Annotated in this window: 24 protein-coding genes and 1 riboswitch; of the genes, 10 read left to right on the forward strand and 14 right to left on the reverse strand. The window is 34.7% G+C overall.

What is annotated here, in order from left to right; translation table 11 throughout:
* Positions 1-97: 97 nt before the first annotated feature.
* A complete protein-coding gene (locus MKY04_RS13110; protein WP_126296136.1) occupies positions 98-703 on the reverse strand; it encodes a superoxide dismutase in 606 nt (201 codons plus the stop codon).
* 213 nt (positions 704-916) lie between these two features.
* A complete protein-coding gene (locus tag MKY04_RS13115; RefSeq protein ID WP_346234564.1) occupies positions 917-1,396 on the reverse strand; it encodes a DUF456 domain-containing protein in 480 nt (159 codons plus the stop codon).
* 162 nt (positions 1,397-1,558) lie between these two features.
* On the opposite strand from MKY04_RS13115, the gene MKY04_RS13120 reads away from it, so the two are divergent.
* From MKY04_RS13120 to MKY04_RS13135, 4 genes are all read left to right on the forward strand, one after another.
* Positions 1,559-2,068 (forward strand): DUF1189 family protein, encoded by a 510-nt coding sequence (locus MKY04_RS13120; RefSeq protein ID WP_126296138.1) that lies wholly within the window; start codon positions 1,559-1,561, stop codon positions 2,066-2,068.
* A 51-nt stretch (positions 2,069-2,119) separates the two neighbouring features.
* On the forward strand, positions 2,120-2,455 hold the full coding sequence (locus tag MKY04_RS13125) for a hypothetical protein (RefSeq protein ID WP_126296139.1): 336 nt from the start codon (positions 2,120-2,122) through the stop codon (positions 2,453-2,455).
* A 389-nt stretch (positions 2,456-2,844) separates the two neighbouring features.
* Positions 2,845-3,951: a flavodoxin-dependent (E)-4-hydroxy-3-methylbut-2-enyl-diphosphate synthase gene (gene ispG / locus MKY04_RS13130; protein WP_126296140.1), complete on the forward strand. Its 1,107-nt coding sequence runs from the start codon at positions 2,845-2,847 to the stop codon at positions 3,949-3,951.
* Positions 3,952-3,968: 17 nt separating this feature from the next.
* Positions 3,969-4,550, forward strand: coding sequence for a hypothetical protein (locus tag MKY04_RS13135; protein WP_346234565.1), 582 nt, complete (start codon positions 3,969-3,971; stop codon positions 4,548-4,550).
* A gap of 76 nt (positions 4,551-4,626) precedes the next feature.
* Here MKY04_RS13135 and MKY04_RS13140 read toward each other — a convergent pair whose 3' ends face one another.
* The gene (locus MKY04_RS13140; protein ID WP_281274644.1) at positions 4,627-4,755 is read right to left on the reverse strand and encodes a hypothetical protein; all 129 of its coding nucleotides are present in this window, start codon (positions 4,753-4,755) and stop codon (positions 4,627-4,629) included.
* A gap of 187 nt (positions 4,756-4,942) precedes the next feature.
* Between MKY04_RS13140 and MKY04_RS13145 the strand changes: the two genes are divergently transcribed.
* The 4 genes from MKY04_RS13145 to MKY04_RS13160 all read left to right on the forward strand — a co-directional run bounded on the left by MKY04_RS13145 (position 4,943) and on the right by MKY04_RS13160 (position 10,304).
* Positions 4,943-5,440: a 23S rRNA methyltransferase gene (locus MKY04_RS13145; RefSeq protein ID WP_126296142.1), complete on the forward strand. Its 498-nt coding sequence runs from the start codon at positions 4,943-4,945 to the stop codon at positions 5,438-5,440.
* 185 nt (positions 5,441-5,625) lie between these two features.
* Positions 5,626-7,776, forward strand: coding sequence for an EAL domain-containing protein (locus MKY04_RS13150; protein ID WP_346234566.1), 2,151 nt, complete (start codon positions 5,626-5,628; stop codon positions 7,774-7,776).
* Between the two features lie 440 nt (positions 7,777-8,216).
* Positions 8,217-9,494, forward strand: a complete 1,278-nt coding sequence (locus tag MKY04_RS13155) for an IS110 family transposase (RefSeq protein ID WP_126296408.1) — start codon at positions 8,217-8,219, stop codon at positions 9,492-9,494.
* Positions 9,495-9,875: 381 nt separating this feature from the next.
* Entirely contained in the window at positions 9,876-10,304 is a 429-nt protein-coding gene (locus MKY04_RS13160; protein ID WP_126296144.1) for a hypothetical protein, read from the forward strand.
* A 309-nt stretch (positions 10,305-10,613) separates the two neighbouring features.
* On the opposite strand, the gene MKY04_RS13165 is transcribed toward MKY04_RS13160, so the two are convergent.
* Positions 10,614-11,264, reverse strand: coding sequence for an alpha/beta hydrolase (locus MKY04_RS13165; protein WP_126296145.1), 651 nt, complete (start codon positions 11,262-11,264; stop codon positions 10,614-10,616).
* Positions 11,265-11,459: 195 nt separating this feature from the next.
* On the opposite strand from MKY04_RS13165, the gene MKY04_RS13170 reads away from it, so the two are divergent.
* Together MKY04_RS13170 and MKY04_RS13175 are read left to right on the forward strand one after the other, a co-directional pair.
* On the forward strand, positions 11,460-12,842 hold the full coding sequence (locus tag MKY04_RS13170; protein ID WP_346234567.1) for an L-cystine transporter: 1,383 nt from the start codon (positions 11,460-11,462) through the stop codon (positions 12,840-12,842).
* Positions 12,843-13,243: 401 nt separating this feature from the next.
* Positions 13,244-13,840: a hypothetical protein gene (locus MKY04_RS13175; protein ID WP_346234568.1), complete on the forward strand. Its 597-nt coding sequence runs from the start codon at positions 13,244-13,246 to the stop codon at positions 13,838-13,840.
* A gap of 127 nt (positions 13,841-13,967) precedes the next feature.
* Here MKY04_RS13175 and ltrA read toward each other — a convergent pair whose 3' ends face one another.
* The 10 genes from ltrA to cobS form a co-directional block, all read right to left on the reverse strand.
* Positions 13,968-15,098 carry a group II intron reverse transcriptase/maturase gene (ltrA, locus tag MKY04_RS13180; RefSeq protein ID WP_421662332.1) on the reverse strand — a complete coding sequence of 377 codons (1,131 nt, stop codon included), beginning with the start codon at positions 15,096-15,098 and terminating at the stop codon, positions 13,968-13,970.
* Positions 15,099-15,700: 602 nt separating this feature from the next.
* Positions 15,701-16,699: a class 1b ribonucleoside-diphosphate reductase subunit beta gene (nrdF, locus tag MKY04_RS13185; RefSeq protein ID WP_126295652.1), complete on the reverse strand. Its 999-nt coding sequence runs from the start codon at positions 16,697-16,699 to the stop codon at positions 15,701-15,703.
* Complete coding sequence (gene nrdE, locus MKY04_RS13190) at positions 16,687-18,780, reverse strand: class 1b ribonucleoside-diphosphate reductase subunit alpha (protein WP_126295651.1); 2,094 nt, start codon at positions 18,778-18,780, stop codon at positions 16,687-16,689. The genes nrdF and nrdE overlap by 13 nt, the downstream gene beginning before the upstream one ends.
* 2 nt (positions 18,781-18,782) lie before the next feature.
* The gene (gene nrdI, locus MKY04_RS13195; RefSeq protein ID WP_126295650.1) at positions 18,783-19,151 is read right to left on the reverse strand and encodes a class Ib ribonucleoside-diphosphate reductase assembly flavoprotein NrdI; all 369 of its coding nucleotides are present in this window, start codon (positions 19,149-19,151) and stop codon (positions 18,783-18,785) included.
* Entirely contained in the window at positions 19,148-19,378 is a 231-nt protein-coding gene (locus tag MKY04_RS13200) for a glutaredoxin family protein (RefSeq protein ID WP_126295649.1), read from the reverse strand. The genes nrdI and MKY04_RS13200 overlap by 4 nt, the downstream gene beginning before the upstream one ends.
* A gap of 131 nt (positions 19,379-19,509) precedes the next feature.
* Positions 19,510-19,692, reverse strand: a riboswitch (cobalamin riboswitch).
* A gap of 72 nt (positions 19,693-19,764) precedes the next feature.
* Positions 19,765-20,445 (reverse strand): hypothetical protein, encoded by a 681-nt coding sequence (locus MKY04_RS13205; protein ID WP_126295648.1) that lies wholly within the window; start codon positions 20,443-20,445, stop codon positions 19,765-19,767.
* Positions 20,442-20,936 carry an ECF transporter S component gene (locus tag MKY04_RS13210; RefSeq protein ID WP_126295647.1) on the reverse strand — a complete coding sequence of 165 codons (495 nt, stop codon included), beginning with the start codon at positions 20,934-20,936 and terminating at the stop codon, positions 20,442-20,444. The genes MKY04_RS13205 and MKY04_RS13210 overlap by 4 nt, the downstream gene beginning before the upstream one ends.
* Position 20,937: 1 nt before the next feature.
* Entirely contained in the window at positions 20,938-21,351 is a 414-nt protein-coding gene (locus tag MKY04_RS13215) for a bifunctional adenosylcobinamide kinase/adenosylcobinamide-phosphate guanylyltransferase (protein WP_126295646.1), read from the reverse strand.
* Entirely contained in the window at positions 21,303-21,902 is a 600-nt protein-coding gene (locus tag MKY04_RS13220; RefSeq protein WP_126295645.1) for a histidine phosphatase family protein, read from the reverse strand. Before MKY04_RS13220 ends, MKY04_RS13215 begins: the two co-directional genes overlap by 49 nt.
* Positions 21,875-22,648, reverse strand: coding sequence for an adenosylcobinamide-GDP ribazoletransferase (cobS, locus tag MKY04_RS13225; protein WP_126295644.1), 774 nt, complete (start codon positions 22,646-22,648; stop codon positions 21,875-21,877). Before cobS ends, MKY04_RS13220 begins: the two co-directional genes overlap by 28 nt.
* Positions 22,649-22,680 lie beyond the last annotated feature (32 nt).

Here is a 22,680-nt window from a genome sequence, read left to right on the forward strand (position 1 = left end):
GGCAAAATCCAAAATTGGATTTTGCCTTTTTTAACTAATTTTACGACTGCTGTTTCGCTTTTGTCGTAGAAATAATTCATTTGTTTACTCAGCTGAATTATTTAGCAGCTTGATATTTAGATTCTACAACGTCCCAATTCACTACATTCCAGAATGCAGCGATGTAGTCAGGGCGACGGTTTTGATAGTTTAAGTAGTATGCGTGTTCCCAAACGTCTAAGCCTAGGATTGGTGTTTTACCTTCCATTACAGGAGAATCTTGGTTTGGAGTTGAAGTGATAGCAAGTTCTCCACCATCTACTACTAACCAAGCCCAACCAGAACCGAAACGTCCAGCTGCAGCTTTTGCAAATTCATCTTTGAAAGCATCGAAGCTACCGAATTTAGCATCAATTGCAGAAGCTAATTCGCCAGTTGGAGTTGTAGCACCACCAGGAGTTAGGATTTCCCAGAATAAAGAGTGGTTAGCATGTCCACCACCATTGTTACGTACAGCTGTTTGTTTGTCAGCTGGTAGAGCGTCAATGTTTGAAATTAATTCTAGTAAATCTTTACCTGCAAATTCAGTGCCTTCAACAGCTGCGTTTAAGTTTGTTACATAAGTATTGTGATGTTTAGTATGATGAATCTCCATTGTTTTTGCATCGATGTTTGGTTCTAATGCATCGTATGCATAAGTTAATTTTGGTAATTCAAAAGCCATTGAAATTTCCTCCCTCAAAATAAGTAATCTTGATTACATTTCTAGGTTATCAAAATTAAGTAAACCATTCAATCAATTAATCCAAAACAATTACAATTCAGCCTTTAGACGGAAAAACTAGCTGCAAATTACTTTCAATTAATAGAATGGTACATATCCCACGATTATACTTTACACATTTAGTATGATAATTAAACATTTTTTCATTACAATTTAAATAGCTATTATAAAAATAATTATCATAATAACTTGTATAATCCCTTTTGTTACTACTGAAGTTAAAAAACCTACAAGAGAACCAAGCCCAGATTGAACAGCTTGGCGAAAACCTGTTTTCGTTACTAGTAGTTCTCCAATAACCGCCCCTAAAAATGGACCTACTAAAATACCTACAACCGGAATAATAAAGGGTCCAACAATTAACCCAATTGTACTTCCCCACATGCCCGCCTTAGTTCCGCCGAACTTTTTAACACCTATTAAATTTGAAACCGAATCTGCAGCAAACAAAAGTACGACAAATAAAATTTCAATTACCCAGAACAACCATCCTAAGTCTGCAAATGAGTAAAATAGACCATACATGATGAACCCGAGCAAAATAAACAATACAGATGGGATTATTGGATAAACCAGACCAATAAACGCAATTACAAAACTAGCTATAATTAGTATCCAAGCAATTATTTCCAAAAACAACATCTCCTAATTCATTATTACAAGTTTATACGTAAATATTTAATAAAACGTTTCACTCATTTCTATAATTTCCTATAAATAAAACCTTTTAAAATACAACTAGTCTCTTTTTCGCTGTGTATATTTCATGATACACTTTCCTTTGGAGGAGAAAATATGGTCAAACACTCGCAACTTTTTATTGATAGTCTAATACATCCAAAAAAATTAGCAGCATACCGTTTATTATCAATCGGCAAAATTATTCAATATGTTTTTCTATTAATTGCTGTTATTACAATTTTTTCATTTATTCAATTTATAACAGGTGTCTCAGAGAATTCCGTAGAATTAGTAGGATTAACAGAGTACGTAAAAGATATACAATGGCTCCTATACCCATTTGCGCTTCTTCTATTAACTATAACATCAACCTTTTTACTTTTTATAAGAATAAGTCTCTATGCGCTAGTAGGAATTGTTCTATTAAAAATATTGAAGCGTCGTGGAGAATATAGACATATGTGGCGAACTGCTTCTCTTGCCATCACCTGGTCCACTCTTTTAACAGTAATATTTTCTATTGTTAATGTCCCTTCATCCATTTCTACTATAATAGGAATATTAACTACCATTGCTATATTAAGTTTAGCAGTAACAAAATATCCTAAAATACCAATGAAATAATATGCATGAATCCCTCTTCTCTTCATATAGTGAGAGAAAGGAGGGATTTTTTTGAGATTTCTAATTTTTACGGTTGTCTTTTTTCTTATAGCAGCTGTTATTAAAATAGATTTAACGGAAGGTACTGTTCCATTAGCAGCCTTTAATGGTGAAGAGGAATTAGAATGTAATCAGCAAATAGCAGTAAGAACAGTTTCAGTCATTACAACTGATGGAGATTCTGTACAAAGTTTATTTGCAGCATATCCATCAAAAATCAACATTTCACTCCCTGAAAGAATGGCACATTTTTACGAGCTCAACCCTCACCTAATAAAACAAGCAATGATACCAGGTGAACTAGTAAAAATACCAATCTATGACGAAGCAGAAAGTAACTGCTCATAACGATAAGGTTAAAATATTAATATTAATCCCAAATGGTTCCATCCATTTGATTAAACTATATAAAGAAGGCGCAGCCTCCTCTTTTTATCAATAAGCTGCGCAATACAAGAAGAACTAGAAGCATATCCTTTTTGTGAGCGAGTCTTACACAAAGTCGGTGACAAAAACTCTGCATCGTATGTCTTGTCATCTTAACGAACTTCCTATTAATCCCTTTGCCCGCTCACCACACATACTTTTTCAGAATTCTTAAAAATACTTATAGTAATAACTTGTAGAAATAAAAAAATAGAGTTTCTTCCTTGTCCTTACTTTCCTACACTGATAAAATAACTATGTGATGGTACGATTCGAATTTATTACGTACCTTTTTAAAGGAGAGAATCTTCATGAGTGAACTTATTCACCGTTCAAAAACACGTCCAGTTCGTGTAGGTAATTTAACGATAGGTGGTAGTAATGAACTATTCATCCAAAGTATGTGTACAACAAAAACACATGATGTAGAAGCAACAGTAGCTGAAATTTTACGATTAGAAGAAGCTGGTTGTCAAATTGTTCGCGTAGCCGTTCCAGATGAACGAGCAGCAAATGCAATTGCTGATATTAAAAAACGCATTCATATTCCGTTAGTAGCGGATATTCATTTTGATTATAAGTTAGCACTAAAGGCGATAGAAAATGGGATTGATAAAGTACGTATCAACCCAGGGAATATTGGTCGCCGTGAAAAAGTAGAAGCAGTAGTCAATGCCGCTAAAGCGAAAGGGATTCCAATTCGTATTGGAGTAAATGCAGGATCCTTAGAACGCCACATTTTAGAAAAATATGGCTACCCTACTGCAGATGGTATGGTTGAATCTGCACTACACCATATTAAAATATTAGAAGACCTAGATTTCCATGATATTATCGTATCAATGAAGGCTTCTGATGTAAATTTAGCAATCGAAGCTTATGAAAAAGCTGCAAAAGCTTTTGATTACCCACTTCACTTAGGTATTACAGAATCTGGTACATTATTTGCTGGTACTGTAAAATCTGCGGCTGGTCTTGGTGCAATCCTATCAAAAGGAATTGGCAACACGTTGCGCATTTCATTATCCGCAGACCCAGTAGAAGAAGTAAAAGTTGCTCGTGAATTATTAAAATCATTTGGTCTTGCATCAAATATGGCAACTTTAATCTCTTGTCCAACTTGCGGTCGTATTGAAATTGACTTAATTTCAATTGCAAATGAAGTTGAAGAATATATTTCAAAATTAAATGTACCTTTAAAAGTTGCGGTTTTAGGTTGTGCTGTTAACGGTCCTGGAGAAGCGCGTGAAGCTGATATCGGTATTGCTGGTGCACGCGGTGAAGGCCTTTTATTCATGAAAGGTAAAACAGTACGAAAAGTACCTGAGGAAACAATGGTAGAAGAATTGAAAAAAGAAATCGACAAATTAGCCGCTGAAATGGCTGAAGAACGGGCAAAACAAGAAACTAATCTCTAAGCTAGGAGGTTTTTAAAATGACATCGTCTAATAATAAGCCTCGCTTTGGGATAGATATTGACGGAACAGTCACTACACCCGATACACTCATTCCGCATATTAACAAACGCTATAACACGAATATTGTATTAGATGATGTGATTGAGTATGATTTTTTATGTGCTTTTCCCCAACCAGTCGACCGCAATGAATTTTCACGCTGGTTTAAGGAAAATGAAGCACATATGTATTCGGTAAGCGACATTGCGAAGGACGCTCAATTCATATTAAATACGTGGCAGCATGATTATGAGCTTTACTATATATCTGCCCGTGACGCAGATGTATATCATATAACTCAAAAATGGTTTGAAGAAAATAAAGTCCCCTTCCACCATATTGAGTTAATTGGAAACCACGACAAACTTAGTGCTGCAAAAAAATATAATGTAGATGTTTTCTTTGAGGATAAACATGATAATGCTGTCATGTTGGCAGAAGAATTAAAAATTCCAGTTCTTTTGTTTGATACTCCATATAATAGAAAACCTATACCATCCAATGTTGTAAGAATAAACAATTGGTTGGAAGCAAATCAATGGATTAAAAACAATTTTTAACTTTATACTTTTTTATCTAATAGTAAAGGGGCCGTTCCGAATAGTATTTGGGACGGTCCCTTGCTTGTCCATATAATCAAATTTCTAATATTCCCCTGCTCCATCGGTCAACAAATATTTCAAATGATATTCCATAACGTTCATAAATTTCATGATAAACAAAATAGACTCCTAATCGCTCTAAAATGTCATCATCAATTTTCATTCCATCTTCCCTTCACCGTAAAAATTTACTACTCATTGCCTTAAAACCGTTAACTTGTACATTTTTAAAGAAAACGAAGTAGTTTTTACAAAATATTCATAAACACTGTGAAAAATATCATATTTCATATGTGAATTTTTCTTTAAGATGAAATGTGAAGAATGTTGTTGAATTGGAGGCTTTTATAATGCGACTATTAACTATTTTCGTAATGCTTGTATTTTTACAAATTGCAAGTGGCTGCTCGGATAAGCTAAACGAAATTAAAGAAGCTGCTTTAGAGATTGATGCGACAGCAGAAAAGGCTGCAAAAGCAATTTCCTTAGATGCACATACGATTCGAGCAGTTGAACTTGACCACAATAATAAGACTTTTACAATTAATGATCTTTTTATAACCATTTTACGCGATGTACAATGGGAATATGATGAAATAGACACTATACAAAGTTTAAAAGTTAATGGTAAATGGCAGGAATCCCTTTTTGAAGGCTATATAAATTCGGATATACAAAAATCTGGGCTTGATGAGAATGGAAACGTAACAATTGAGCTTGAATTTATTAATGGACAAATTAATCCTGAATCTACTTCCTTTAGTATGACTCTTAATAACAAAACGATTGTTGAAGAAAATGGTGAAAAAGCATATATTTATTTACTTGACTATTATACATCACTTTAAATTACAGACTTTCGTTAAATAGCATCAACATTTCAATTAATTGTTCACGGTAAAAAGTCAATTATTTTCAAATAGTTACCTGTGAATAAAATTTCCTCCTAAAAAAACAATACTCTCCATAAATACATAATTCTGATATACTTACTAGTAGATAAAGAACTGACAATAATAAGGTGGAAACGAGAATGTTCGATAAAATAAAGTCCCTAACAAAGGAAAAATTATTTCGATTTCTCTGTAGTATAAGTGATCAGTATCAGACAGGCGTCGCCATGATTAATTTGGAACATCCTGACTATCCAATTGTTTATACGAATAAAGCTTTTTCAATACTAACTGGATATGAAGAACATGAATTAATCGGCAAAACTATAAGCTCATTCAACGGCATCAAAACAGACGCTGAAATTGATATGGAAATAAGATACCACTTTTCTACTAAATCCCCATTTGAACTGAACATTTTACATTATCAAAAGGATGGTAGTGCTTTGTGGAATAGTATTACATGTCAGCCGATTCAAGGGGATGATGGGGAGCGTACATTTGCTATAGTTCATTGTAAAGATATTACAGAGCAAATGTTAAGTAAAATGCTCTCTAAATTGGAGCATGAAGTATATCTTGAACTCGAAAAAAGTGGAGAGTTAAATACGATTTTACAACTTATCACAGAAAAAGTTGAAAAATATTATATACGGGACATCTATTGTGCAATTCACGTTCTTCAACCCGATTATCAACTAAAAGCTCTTGCAAGTGGTTCCCTACCATTAGCCGTAATCGATTCGATAAATGATATCGAAATAAGTACCGTTACCGCCTATAACCAAAGTGCAGTGTATATTAAAAATTTAGCATTAAGTGATTCTTTTAAAAAATATAACCTTACTTCCTGCTGGTCGAAGCCGATTTTTAATAAAGAAAAGCAATTGCTAGGCTACTTTTCAATTTATATAAAAGATTATTTTGAATTGAAAAGTGCAGATCTTGAATTTTTAAAAAAACTATCACCCATTATTGCATTGTCAATGAAGTATGTTGAACAGCAACAGGAACTAAAGCAGCTTGCATATATTGATATGAGTACAGGAATTCCAAATTTCAACTATTTTCATAATACTTTAACCCAGTGGGTGGAGAAAAATATTGAGGGGTCAATATTACTAATTCAACCAAGTGAATATTCAAGCATTGTAGATTTATATGGCAGGAAAATTGGAGATGAATTAATACGCCAACTAATCAATCGAATAGAACCGTTCATAAATAATAAAAATCAAGTAATATACGGGAGATTTTCTAACTCTTCCTTTATATTAGCTGTGACACTGCCAGAGTATGAACTGGATCAATTTATAAGTCAATTGCTGCAAGTTACAGCAGCACCTATCCCTATTGCAAACCGTGAAATATTTATTACATTGAAAATTGGCATCTCCCCTTTTGACAATACAATGTCTATTGATGAAAGCGTTCGCCGCGCAGATACTGCTCTAACGAAAGCACGTTATCAAAAAGGGGCAGTTGTTTCCTTTTTCGAAGCTGAAACAGATGGAGAAATTCAACGGGAGCTCGACATATTGAATCAGCTACGATTTGGTATTCAGAATGAAGAATTTACCGTACATTTACAACCTAAAGTTAATTTAATGACAGCTGAAATTGAAGGATTTGAAGCCCTTGCAAGATGGTATTCTCCTGTTTTAGGCAACGTTTCTCCTGCAGAATTTATTAAAGTTGCTGAACAAGCAGGTAAAATACGTGAATTAGACAATATAATTTTAAAGAAGGTACTGCAATTCCAAAACGAGAGACAGATGAAGGGGTTAAAAATGGTACCAATTGCAGTGAACATTTCCCCTGTACATTTTTATCACGAATCATTTGTAAATGATTTTATTACGCTGGTAAATCAATATAATGTCAGCTCACAATTTATCAAAATTGAAGTGACAGAAAGTGTTGAGTTATTTGATTTTCAAAAGGCAAAGGAAATACTACTTGAGTTAAAACAGTTTGGATACGAAAGCTCAATTGATGATTTTGGCGTTGGCTTCTCAAGCTTAAGTTATTTGCAGCAACTTCCATTCTCAGAAATAAAAATCGATCGCAGCTTTATTAACGATATTAACGACTCAGGAATGTATGCAGTTGTACAAACAATCGTTCAACTCGCTTCAAATCTAAATATGCATGCAGTTGCAGAAGGAATTGAAACTTTAGAACAATTTGTTTTGCTGCAAAAGATGGGCTGTCGTACTGGGCAAGGATATTATTTCCATAAGCCCATGTCCTTTGAAGATGCTAAAAAGCTATTAAATTCTATAAAATAAGGTAAACAAGCTCCCCTCTTCCCCCTCTTTCGATAGCAAGACGACAGGCGACGATGAAAACTGGGTGGTGTAGTTTTATAAAAGAGATTGATCATTTAAAATAAAATTTGATAGTTTAAAATAAAGACTAATAATTTAATAAAGTTTGATTAAAAATCCTGTGTTGAAATACAGGATTTTTATTTATTCACTCGGGCCATTTAATTGAATAACATAGGTATTTAAAAAAGTACATTTATGTTAAAATTTAACTGAGCTTTTGTATTAATGCACTTAAATTATCGAACAGAAGAGTTATAGGAAAAAAACGCTGTTATTAAACCTATTAGGAGCATTCCTGTTAGAAGGATTTTCAGGGTCTTGAAATAAAAAAAGCCCTCTAGTATGATGCATGAGTGTCAACAGCCATTGACCCATCATCACACAGGAGGACTCCGTCTATGAATTTTAATACGAACCAGAAAATTAATCAAGTCACTGAAAATACACTCGTCGTAGGTATCGATATCGCTAAGCACAAACATTATGCTTGCGCAATTGATGAACGAGGCCGTGTGCTTCAAAAGTCATTCCCTTTCACGCAATCAAGAAATGGGTTTGATGCATTTTATGAAAAGTTATTAACTTTACTTACTACGCATGATAAAAGCGAAATATTAGTTGGTTTTGAGCCTACAGGCCACTACTGGATGAATCTCGCTGTCTATCTTTTTGAACATGGGATTCCGTTTATCATGGTGAATCCGAGCCATGTGAACAAATCCAAAGAATTGGACGATAATCTCCAAACGAAGAACGATCAAAAGGATGCACTTGTAATTGCGCGTCTAATACGTGATGGACGTTTTAGCTATCCACGTATTCTAGAAGGCGTGGAAGCGGAATTACGAAACGGTGCCACGTTACGTTCAAAGATACAAGAAGATCTCAATGCATTACAAAATCGTCTCATTCGATGGTTGGATCGCTTTTTCCCAGAATTTATGTCTGTTTTTAAAAGTTTCGGAAAGATGGCGTATGCGGTTCTTGAAAAGACACCTCTACCCGCTGATATTCTCGGTAAATCTCCCGAAGAATTATTGTTTTTATACCGTCAGGTAGAGGGATTAAAATCACCTCAATTGCCGAAGGCAAAACAATTAGTCGAGGCTGCTCAATCTTCAATCGGGTTGACAGAAGGTCTTACGATGGCACGAATAGAAATTGCCACACTCCTTAGTCAACGCAAATTGATGCAACAACAGCTCGATAGTCTAACAGAACAATTAATTGAATTAACGAAACAAATGACGGATTATGAGTATCTAGCCACTGTGCCTGGTATTGGCGATGTAACAATCGTCGATCTTCTTTCAGAGATTGGTTCCTTCACTCAATATGAGCATCCACGCCAATTAATCAAACTAGCGGGACTCACATTACGTGAAAACTCATCTGGGCAACACAAAGGTCAGAAACGCATTTCAAAGCGAGGAAGAAGAAAGCTTCGTTCTCTCTTATTCCGAGTTATGATACCGTTGATTCGCCATAATGAAGCCTTTAAGCAATTACATGAATATTACACCACACGCACAGTTAATCCACTTCGAAAGAAGCAATCGATGGTTGTCCTTTGTGGTAAGTTACTGAAGATTTTACACGCTCTATGCAAGAAGAAAGTACAGTTTGATGAACAACTTATGATGAAAGACCTTTATTGTCTCGTAGAGGCAGCCTAAGCTACACCTTAGCTCGATTAAATTACAAAAGGATGACACGGAGAAGCCGGCATTATTTATTCCATCCGACTACGAGTCCCTAAAGGAGCATCGCCAGCCTCTGCCTTATGAATAGACCGAACGAAGGAATGTATGCGCTAGACGCCAAGAGACATGGGAGGGTACGTCATCATAAGCATTGCAGAGATCCAATTGTGCATCACATATTGGAACGGAAAGTTAATTACTACCAATTAACTTTAGCGAAGCGTATCCTCAAACTGTAAATGAATTGAAGTATTGTAAAATACTAAAATATTATTCTTTAAAAAATATTTTTTCTATTAGATAAAACGGGTCAAACCGTTGATATATCAACATTTATAGAGGGAGGGACAAAAAATGAAGAATAAAGTCATTTTTATTATCGTTCCTATTTTTTCTATTATTGTTGGTCTTGTATTGAACTTTCAAGAATCTCTAATGGGTAGTCCAGCAACCGTTAAGAACTTGATTGTCACGTTTGTATATTTCACAATTTGGATTTTTATTTTAATAATTACTTTAAAGAGTAAGAATCGTAGGGTTATGAAGTACTATTCAACGTTTTGGTTACTAACACTACTTTTCACTATTTTAACGGGTTTTGTTAATGTGACAGGGGTTAATGTTGACTGGGCAACACCTTTTGTAGCACTGTTATTAACTCAATTTTATGGAATTGAACTATTGGTAGATAATTTCATAATAACATCGATTATTATATCATCGTTATCTTTGATGATGTTTATTGCCGCTGTATTTTCACTTAAGAAACCCAATTTAGTATGATTAACACTGGGAATATCCTTTATGAATAAATGTTATTATTTCTTATTTAACAATAGGGATGATTCTTGAATAACATAGGTGGAAAATGATCAAAGTTTTTTATAAAAATCTCATACTTATTAAAAAAGACTATTTCCATTTTGAACTATTTTTTCAAAATAGAGTTTTTGAAGTTACTGTTAGATAAGTATTGAGGGATATTTTTAATCAATCTATACTCCAAAGCTATAGGTGGCTCGCACTGAACACTCTCTTATTCATTAAAAAAACTCCACATGGATAACAAATTTCTTATCCATGCGGAGTTTTTTAATTTATTTTGTCAATTAAATCCTCTGCGATAAAGTTTACTAAATCTCTTAGATTATCTTGGGTAACACCGTGGCCATCCGGATATGTTTTATATGTAACAGTTGCACCATAGTCAGTAAAAACTTTTTGACTCTTTTGTCCCCATTGAATTGGATAGACATAATCATACTCGCCATGAGAAATGAATATCTTCAAGCGATCCATGGGCATTTTTTTATACTCGTCTATAACAAAATCGGGTAAAAAGCCGCTCAATGCAACAGTTCCTCGAATCATTTGCCCCATTACTAGAGATAAAGTTTCAGCAACAACTGCTCCTTGATTAAATCCAATTAAATATATTTTTTCATTATCTAAATTGAATGTTTTAATCGCTTCCATAATAAAACTTTGAGTAAACACAATCACTTTGTCGAATACTTCTCTTGTCGGTTTTCCCTCTTCTTCAAATGTATAGAAAGCATATCCTGGTGGATGTGTAATGGGACCTCTTAAGCTAAATATATGACATTGGTCTTTAAATTCTTCAACAAGCTGCAGTAAATCATCCTCATTACTTCCTAATCCATGAAATAAAAAAATAGCGGGACGACTTTTCCCATTATTCATAGAAGGAGTAAGGTGTTTAAATGTATAAGGTGAGTTCATATTTTTGTTCCTTTCTAAATGAAAATCATCATACAGAACATTGTATCAAAATTTTAGTCTATATGTATCTTAAAATGTCTCCTCAATTGTATGAATAAAAACATATTAATTCCTCAACATAAGGAAAATAGTTTTATCATTTAAATTACTACTGAAACACAAACATTCATGGTTTTCTTAGGAGGAATACTATATATGGCGTTCTATACAGTAATAAATGTTGCTGTTTTACTATTGTTGGCAGTATTTTTGTATTACCTCAATAAAAAACATATCAAATTTTCAAGTAGAGTTTTTATCGGCTTAGCTTTAGGAATACTTTTAGGACTGGTACTGCAACTTTTTTATGGTGCAACTTCAGACGAAATTACAAACACTGTGCTTTGGTATAATATTATTGGGACGGGCTATGTGAAGCTTTTACAAATGATTGCCATGCCTCTTGTTTTTATTTCTATATTATCAGCCTTCACGAAGATGAAGCTAGGCAATAATTTAGGAAAAATCGCAGGTCTGATATTGTTAATTTTAGTTGGAACAACTGCTATTGCTGGAGCTGTTGGTATTTTTTCAGCTTCACTCTTTAATCTAGATGCTTCTGAGCTTGTTCAGGGGGTAGCGGAAAAAGAACGTGGCGCTTCTTTAGAGGAAAGTTCTGCAGAAGTTGTTTCGTTGCCTGAGCAAATTATCGAGCTATTCCCAGCTAATCCTTTCCTTGATTTAACAGGGGCTCGCTCTACATCAACAATTGCTGTCGTTATTTTTGCTGCATTTTTAGGATTTTCCTATTTACGAGTTGTTCGTAAAGATGAAGAAACATCCAAAACGATAAAAAAAGCAATCGATGCAATTTATTCTTTAGTAATGGGCGTAGTTACAATTGTGATACGGTTAACCCCGTATGGAATATTAGCAATTATGGCACGCACTGTAGCAACAAGTGATTTTGATGCAATTTATAATTTAGGGAAGTTTGTAATTGCCTCATACTTGGCATTAATAATCGTATTCATTATCCATCTACTCATTATTACATTATCTGGTTTAAATCCAATTACTTATATTAAAAAAACAGCTGAAACATTATTGTTTGCATTCACTTCTCGTTCTAGTGCAGGGACATTGCCATTAAATTTAAAAACACAAGTTAATCGATTAGGCGTTCCAGACGGCATAGCAAACTTTGCAGGCTCATTTGGTCTGTCAATCGGTCAAAACGGATGTGCTGGCGTGTACCCAGCAATGCTTGCGATGATGATTGCACCAACTGTTGGCATCTATCCATTTGAACCTAGTTTTATTTTAACAGTTATTGTTGTTGTTGCAATCAGCTCATTTGGTGTAGCTGGTGTAGGTGGTGGCGCAACCTTTGCAGCAATTATCGTGTTATCAGCACTTGATTTGCCAGTCGCACTAGCTGGTGTTTTAATTTCCGTAGAACCTCTAATTGATATGGGACGCACTGCTTTAAATGTTAGTGGATCAATGGTTGCTGGCGTTGCAACTTCAAGAATAACAGGTGATTTAAATAAAAGTGTATATAGCAATCCTGCTTTAAAAGAACTAGGTGAATCGTAAAAAATGTCAATCAATTTGAAATGGACGATTTTGTATAGGAGTATTTGTTATTTGTATTTATTTCCCTATCTTGCAAGGAGGGATCGAAGAATCAAAAAGGCATTCCTCTAAGACAAAGCTCGGTATGTATAAATCGAGCTATTATTTTTAAGAATATAACCTTCTATGAAATATAGAGGCTGTACAGAAGTTTTACTCTCTGTACAGTCTCATTTTAAATATGTTTATATACTTAAGTCACAAAATGATTCCATTTCTTTTTTACTAAATTTATCTATTTTGGACTTTTTCAAATATTTCGATTGTAAATGTTGAATATTTCGATAAACTAATTATAAGATCCAAATATAATATTTAAAGATACTATTCTATTATTATGGTTCTAAAGGAGTGTTGAAGTGATGTATAAAGAAATTACAGTTGACCGGAGCTTATTATACATCGAACAGCATCATGTTGACACTTTCCAATCAATAGCAAAAAAATTGGATGAGTATAGTTACCTCGTTAAAGAAGGCGCCATTAGTAAAGAGGATGCATGGATTATCGCTTTTAATGCCTGGCTTATGCTACTGCCAGATGAATATCATATTATTCAATCTGTTGATAAAATGATATATTATTCAGCAAACTTTCTCATTTATAATGCTGTAAAAAAGGATGTTCACTTTCAAAACTTAAAATATAGAAAAGATGCTACTCCCGAGTTATTTTATCTATCTTCTTTATATATAGCAACAGGGATCAATGAATGGATATTGTTAGTTTTAAAAAAATATAATCTAATAGAAATGTTAAATAGATTGAAAAAAAGTAAATATTTTGATGCTCATAAGCGAACTGAAAAAGAAATCGAAATGTTTATCGTTGATCAAGCAAAGTTTGTTAAAGCAGCAGTAATGGAATTATCAACGAATTCATTGTCAGAGACTATTAAAAAATGCTGTGACGACGCCTATTTTTTATATAAGGAAAAGTTTTTAAAGTCAAAAAGTTAACAAATAAGAATCGAGTAGGAGGGAGTGATTAACTCCCGACCTCTCACACCACCGTACGTACGGTTCCGTATACGGCGGTTCAATTAAGATGAATAACGCAAAGTTTCGTAACGAACTTTCAGACTTTTCAGCCCTTGGCTTTCCCAATAGGAACTTTCAACCGAGTAAGATTTCTGACTCTTGTTTGAGGTTTCTTCCAATTCTTCCATAGACACATCCTTAATCTTCTTTTAATCCAGCTATCTAGTGATTTGAATATGGAACTCGTATCTGCTAATGCAAAATAACCACACCACCCCATTAGATATTGGTTTAACTTCTCGATTCTGTATTCCATGGAGTATGGCATCTTTCTTGAGGTAATCTCTCGTATTTTCTTCTTCATTCGAACTAAACTTGTTTTCGCAAGACGAACCTTTGGTTCTTTATGATTCGTGAAACTAAAACCTAAGAACTTCCGATTCCAAGGACGGTCTACTGCTGATTTCTTTTCGTTTACTTTTAAACGAAGTTTTCCTTCGATAAATCTTTGTACACTCGCCATTACTCTTAGTCCCGCACGTTCTGTTTTCACATAAATATTACAATCATCTGCGTATCGAACGAATTTATGTCCACGTTCCTCCAACTCTTTATCGAGTTCATCTAGAACTATGTTTGAAAGTAAAGGACTTAAAGGTCCACCTTGTGGTGTTCCTTCTTCTGTACTTGAAACCACTCCATTTATCATGACACCGGCTTGGAGGTATTTACGAATAAGTTTTAATAAAGGTTTATCTGAAATTCGTTTCGCTAATGTTGCCATTAGTCGGTCATGATTGACCTTATCGAAGAATTTCTCTAAATCCATATCAATCACCCATCGATAACCTTCCTTTATATAACCCTTTGCTTTCCGAACGGCGTCATGGGCGCTCCTGTTTGGACGGAATCCATAACTCTGGTCCGAAAATGTTTTGTCATATTCCTTCGATAAAATCTGCGAGATAGCTTGTTGAATCAAACGGTCTGTCACGGTTGGGATACCTAGTAAACGCACACCACCATCTGGTTTCGGGATTTCGACTCGACGTACTGGTTGCGGTTCATAGGTTCCATTCAAAATCTGCGATTTAATGCTTTCCCAATTTTCGAGAATGTGCTGTCGTAAGGTTTGTACGGGCATCATATCTACTCCATGGCTTCCTTTATTCGCTTCAACTCGCTTTAGCGCTTGTATCATGTTTTGCCGTTCGAGAATTTGATCCAACATCACCATTTCGTTCCTTTCCGTGATTAGCTTATCTTCTTATGCCCATCTGAACTCCACCCTCCGCAAATACCCTCGTGGGATTCACCACTACTTTCTAAGCGTGAGGTTTCTCTGTTTTCTGTGCTTATTCATTCTAGATGGAAAGCCAAGGGCTAATCTCTCTCAATTGTTCAGTCCTTCCGAGTAATTCTAGACCTACTCGTACTATGACCTCTGCTGACTTCTGACAGTTCAGCTACTTGTCTCCAAGTAGGTTATGAAGGGTACTTCACGTTTCTGTCAGACCTCCCCGGGTAAGCGCATGCACTTTCACACCATCTATCCGCCTCATTTACTTGATATGACCTTCGACAGAAGGAACTTTGTTTTGTAGCGCAAACTCATTCAATCATACCTAGCCTTATATGAGATTCGTGTTCCTCGGACCGGTGTTTTGCCTCCAGCTTCCTTCAGATTCCGCGTCGCCACGGACACCCTTGCTCTTAGCTAACCTCTACTTCTGTCTTCGGAGTTCGGGACTTGCACCCTATAGTTCATACGCATGCCGGGCGCACGCCTATAAAAAAAATCCGCACTATTGCGGATTTTTTATTACTTACATCAAATCATTACTTTGAGTCATCTTTAAAGGATAGAATTTGACTGAAATTAAACGTATCATCTGTAATTGGTTCTACCTTCGCAAGTGTATATGTCGAGCCTTTTTGTGAAAAGAAATCATAGGTTGAACCTTCATTACGTATACCGTTCATGACGATTGGATTAATTTCTTCCTCTGGGAACATCGTATCTAGCCCTAAATTCATTAATGCTTTATTGGCATTATAGCGGACATATGCTTTAACTTCCGAACTTAAGCCAGTGTCTGCATATAGATCGTCCGTATAGTTCATTTCATTTTCATAAAGTTCTAATAAAAGTTCATAGCCCCAAATTTTGCATTTTTCCTGCTTTTCCCCTGACAGCTTTTTAAAGAGATTTTGTGCAAAGAAGCCGGTTGCTACTCCATGTATGGATTCATCTCTTAAAATAAGCGATATTACTTCAGCACTATTTCTTAAAATACCTTGACCACCTAAATATAATGGATAGAAAAATCCGGAATAGAATAAAAAGGATTCTAGCATAACAGAAGCAAACATCGCTTTCCACAATGATTCTTCGTCATTTTCTTGTATACCTTCGTATATCTCGCTTATGCGATTTGCTTTAAATTGAAGAAATTCATTTGTTTTTACCCATTCAAATATTTCATCGATTTCATCATTGTTACATAGTGTCGTAAAAATATAGGAATAGGATTTTGCATGAATAGCCTCAAATGCACCAAATACAGTAAGTACCGCCTTTTCCTGAAGGTCTGGATTATATTTAGCAATTTCATTCATGCCAATATTTGTTTGAATCGTGTCAAGTAATGTAAGTCCACCAAACACTCTTTTATAAGTATTTTGATGTTCAAACTCTTTCCATTGCTTAATATCTTTACTTACTGCAATTTCTTCTGGAAACCACATTTGCTTCCATTGCTGGTCCCAAAAAATTTTTGCTAATTCACTAGTTGGTTTATTCCAATTGATTGCTTCAAATTGTTTTAAATTGAGCATGATACACAATCCTCCAATGATTGTAAACGTTGACGAACATAATAAACAGACTTGATTCCGCGCATCCAAGCGTAAATATAAATTTTCGCCAAGTTTTCAGTAGTCCAATTATTTGTCACATATAATGTCATAGATATTCCTTGATCGACATGCTTCTGTGCAGCTGCATACAAATCTATTAATTTATATGGATCGATATTATATGCTTCCTCATATAAATGCATATTGTCATTATTAAGGAATGGCATTGGATAAATTGTTCTACTATCCGCATAGTCACGAATTTCTACACGTTCTGTGATCGGCTGAATAGAGGCAGTACATGATCTGATATAAGAAATGCTGCCAGTTGGCGCAATCGCTAATCGATATGCATTGTAAACTCCATATTTCATTACATCTTCTTTTAATTGACTCCACATGGCTGCAGTAATAATTGGTACGTTTCCTAATGCTTTTTTTACTTTATCGGAAGGTGTTGTATTAGATTTTTGAACATATTTTTCAAAGTAATTTCCATTTGCATATTCACTTTTTTCAAATCCTTCAAAACAAATCCCTTTTTCTTTTGCAATAGTCATGGATGTTTTTAATGAATAATAATTTAAAGCCTCCATGAAGGCGTCAATAAATTCGATTGATTCAGGTGACCCGTAAACAACGTTTTCTGTTACTAAATGGCCATGCAAATTCATGACACCTAATCCAACTGAATGCATAAGATTATTTGCTTTTACAACAGATGGAACGTTAACGATGTTTGTCATTTCGGAAACACTCGTTAACAAGCGCATTGAAGTATCTACAAGATCTTCAAAGCTAGTTGATTTTGTTGCACGATGAATATCAAGAGACCCTAAATTACAGGAAACGTCTAAGCCATACTCGTTTGGCTGGTCCATATCAGTAATATTGCTTGTTGTTTGAACTTGTAAAATTTCTGTACAAAGGTTAGACATTTTAACTCTGCCTACGCCCTTTAGTGAATGATGATTATTTACATTATCGTCAAAAATCTCAAATGGATAGCCTGATTCGAATTGAGTTTTCTTTATTTCTGTGTATAATTTTCGTGCATTTATTTTCTTCAATTTACGAATATTTGGGTTATCTAATAGCTCGTAATACATTTCTGTCATGCTAATTTCTGACATTCGCAGTCCATATTCTTTGTAAATATCATAAGGGCTAAACAATACAATATCTTCATTTTTTCTCATTAACCCGAAGAAAATATCAGGGATAATAATGCCGGTTGAGAGAGTAGCTAGTCGAATTTTTTCATCTGCATTCGGCTTTTTTGAGGAAATAAATTCTTCAATATCTGCATGGAAAATATTTAAATAGACAACACCTGAGCCATTACGTTGACCGAGCTGATTAGAATAAGAAAATGCATTTTCAAGTAACTTTGCAACTGGCATAACGCCGCTTGCACGGTTTAATATGCCTTTAATAGGATCTCCTAAAGGTCTTATGTCTGTAAGTAATGTTCCTACCCCTCCTCCTAGCCGAGATAATTCTAAGCAATAGCCGATATTTTCTGCAATGGAATTCATTGAATCATCCATTGAAAGCTTGAAGCAGCTTACTAATTCTCCTCGAGCTTTCTTTCCGCTATTTAAAGCAGTTGGAGTTGCTGGTTGGTAGGCTTCCATCATATGGCGAACAGCACTTTCTGCTAAATTTGTATCACCTTGTGCAAGATAAAGTGCAATAATTGCAATTCGATCCTCATATCTCTCAAGAATTTCCTTTCCATCGCGGCTTTTCAGCGCATACCCCTCATAGAATTTACTTGCACTCATAAAGGAAGGAAAACGGAATTTATATGAATAAGCGATTTTATATATTTTTTTAATAAAATCCATCGTATATAAGCTTAGGAATTCTTTTTCATAATAGCCTTCATTAATTAAATAGTTTATTTTTTCTTCTAAATCATTAAAGTTGTGCATTCGCACATTGATGCTATGCAAGAAATATTTGCGGGTAGCTTCTCTATCTTGCTCTAAATCTAGCACGCCTGTAGTGCTATACGTATTTAAAACTTTATTGTTCAAGTTTAAGTATTCATTCATTTCTAAACTCCCACCAATCCAATAACTTTGTTATAGAATTCAATTATTGCATCATAATCACTTTGGAATCCCCGCAATTCAATTTTTCGTACAATTGGTATATTATACTTTTCACTAATTGTATTTGCTGGTTTACAAAAGACTGCTTGTCCAAAATTTGAATTCCCACTTGCGATAACTCCTTTACACAATTGAGAATTATGTAAAAGAAACTGTTCAACAATATTAGGTGTTTGACCTAACCCATCTGTATAGGTAAAAAGCAAAAAAGGTTGATTGACTACTAACCCTTGTGAAATTTCAATGTTGGGCAAACCTAATTTACTTATAATATACCTAACATTGCCTGTTCGACTTGCGAATGCTATCATACTAAAATCCTGCTGATGGCATCTTTCATTTCAGTTATGTCTTGAATTAGTCGTCCATTAATCTCTAATACTGGAACTGATAGAATACCAGCTTCTACTAATTTATTTTTAGCTTGCTCGTTTTGTTCGATATTAATGATTTCATAATCCCCTTCAAAACCAGCTTTATTTAGTTCGAATTTCATTAACATGCATTTAGGACAAATTGTTTTTGTATATAATTTCATCTATGTTCTCCCTTTCTTATATAAATAGAAAAGCTACCCCTAATTGACTAGGGATAGCTTTTTATGTAAACGGAAACAGACGGGTACTATTTATACCCAGCTTGCCTCCATTTCCCAGTCCCCGAAGAAATGTAGAATTTGTTTATTTGGCAGGTCTCCTGGCTTATGCTTCTTCCTACTCATCACCTTCCCATGCTGGCAGCACAGTGGTATCCGACTTTCGTTCACATTTACAGTTGCGGGGACAGCATCAGATTTTCACTGATTTCCCTTTTAATCTACATATAGTAGAACCAATATAAACAAAACACTATATATTGTATATGTCATCATATTATCATATTGAATTAAACTTAACAAGAAAAAACTAGCATTTCATATAAATATTAGAGTTTTATATGGATTGCTTCATAATGTACAGTCATTATTTCTTTGAATAGATGAACTTGTTCTTTATCTACGGCGACGATTACAGAGGTTGAAGGTCCACTTGTCTTCTCTAAAGGCAACTTACAGGAGAAATGTTTTCCTTCGAAAATTCTTTCACATTCTGCAGCGATACCTTTTGATCCAACTGGCCATATTTGTTTTGCAATACCTAATTTTAATAGTTTATATAACTCGTGCAACTTAGCTACATGCTGTGCTTGCTCCACTACCTCTTGACCTACTAATGGCTTCCCTACTACAAACCAGTGATAGAGATGATTTGTACTCACTTCAAATGCAACTTTTCCAATCATCATAATGCTTAAGGCTGATTGCATTGATTCAAAATTAGACTCAGTTGAGCCTTTTATAGGCGGCAAGTTCTCCCCAATTTCCTCAAATACTTGTTGAATTCCCTTCTCATAATCACTCCATGCAGCATCACCTGTAAAGTTTGATAAAAAAATATGAGTAGGATGTGCTCCCGCGCACCATTGCTCTAGTATTGCTACACGCGCAGTATAATAAGCAGTCAAACTATTAGACACATTAACAATATCAAATTCTTTCTCACCAATACATCCTGCATTATCAATTGTTACAACCGTGTTATGATCAATTTTGATGGCATTTCTCATACATTCGAAACCTTTCGTTCATTAAAAACTTTAGCAATAATCGGCATTGCTAGCATTGAGATAACAGCATTAATGACTGTTGCAACCAACAAATTTGGAACTGCACCGATAAAAAATGCAGGTGATATTATAAAATAAAATGGGATAGCGGACAGTATTCCATTTGCCACAATTAGAAACAACCATTTTATAATATTGAAGCCTTTTTTATGTAACATATTAAAAATAAAGACGATAATAAACATCTCAATGGCGATTATGATATGAAGTGGACCTGAAGGAAAACCTGAAGTTAAAGCACTGGCAAGATGACCTAGTCCACCTGCAATACCGGAAAAAAGAGGCGGTAAAAAGGCAACGCTTAAAAATGCAGGTGCAGAATCTAAAGCTGCTGTTGTGATGAAGCCTGGAACTTTAATAAAGCTCCCGATTACACATATTGCTGAAATTAAAGCAGTAAGCGTAATGAATCTTAAATTATTTTTTTTCATCTTATTCCCCACCTTTTAGTATTTCAGGAAGCCCATACCAAATTCTAATAACCTGTTCACTTTCAGCAAATAATTTTTGATACAATCTTCCGCATGTATCTCTAAGTTTTCTATTTTCCTTTTCAAGGGGTACAATACCTCTTCCAATATCCGTACAAATACAAATGACATTTGTTTGTTTATCTAATATTGATAGTTTATCGAAAATTTTTGCAGCATGTTCCTCTTCATCTAGCTCAATTGATTGTAAAATTATTTTTTCAAAGTTCCCTATGATAACATAATCTTCTTGCGAAAAGGTTGAAACTGGTATTTCGCCTTCAAAAACATATCGATTTTTTACGTTTAACTTATCCAAATATTCTTTTACAAATTTTCTTTTTCCATTATAGGCTCCACCGATAATGACTCGCATCTTGCTCCCCCTTCGAAATTTGCCCAAGTTGACCATTGTAATGTATAAATCAAACGATGCTGGACATCAATTTGTTGAAAAGACTCTTCTTTTGGACCGATCATTGAAAGTAAAACTCGAATCACACCTCCATGAACAATAAAACAATAGTCGCCAGCTGCTGATACAATTTGACGAAATTGATGAACTATTCTTTCGGTAAAATTAGCAAATGATTCTCCGTTAGGGGGGATGACTGTCTCCGGAGAATCAATCCATTGACGATACATCGGGTTTTCTTTTAATTGTTCATATGTCTTCATTTCAAAATCGCCAAAATTTATTTCTCTAAACTTTTCCAATGGATGAAAATAAGCTGTTGGGAAATAAAGCTTGGCAGTTTCCTTGCAACGCTTTAAATCGCTTCCATATACATTTGCAGGCTGTATTGGAAGCTGATATTCACATTTATTTATAACAATTGATTCATCTGTCCAGCCAATATATTTTCTTTCTATATTTGCAGCTGTTTTTTCGTGTCGAATTAAATGCACAGTAACAGAATGCCCCATAAAAACAATTCAGCCCCCTCATAAAGTGCACCAATTAAGTCCCCTGTCATACCACCAAAATTTCTGTTTGTCCACTGTCGATATAAATATATGAAGAATAGCATAGCACCAAAGAGGATAAGTAAACAGCTAGTAGAAAAAAAATAGGATGCAAGAATTAACAATAAAATATAAATGGCAATCGAAATCCATACTCTCCTATGTATTACTTGTGCTTTAAAATATGCGGCCAGCCCTTTTTCTTTTACAGGTCCAGTACTGAGAAAATAGATGAGTACTGCAATACGACTTAAAAATGGAATACAAATAAAAAATAGATAGGAGACGGATTCCAACTTGTTTAACACTTCATAAATAAAAGCAATCTTTAATAGGACAAGCACAACTAAGGAAATTGCACCAAATGCACCTATCCGTGAATCTTCTAAAATTTCCAGTCGTCTTTCTTTGGCTTGATATGAAAAATAGGCATCCCCCATATCCATCCAACCATCCAAATGAAGGCCGCCAGTCATAACGATATTTGCTACAACGATACAAACTGCTAATAATAAACTGGAAAACTGCAGAAAATGTTCATTTATAAAAATAATAATAGCAATTGTACTACCCATTAATAAACCTAATATGGGCATTGTTACATACATTGCCGTCACAGATTTTTTATTCATCGGGAGTTGCTTTTGAATCGGAAGGGATGTAAAAAATTGAAAGGATAATAAAAGACCATTTAAACTGTTTTTCAAAAAGCTGCCTCCCCGTTGTTTGAATTTTCTCC

Source organism: Lysinibacillus telephonicus (assembly GCF_039654155.1).
In the GTDB taxonomy this organism is placed as follows: domain Bacteria; phylum Bacillota; class Bacilli; order Bacillales_A; family Planococcaceae; genus Ureibacillus; species Ureibacillus telephonicus.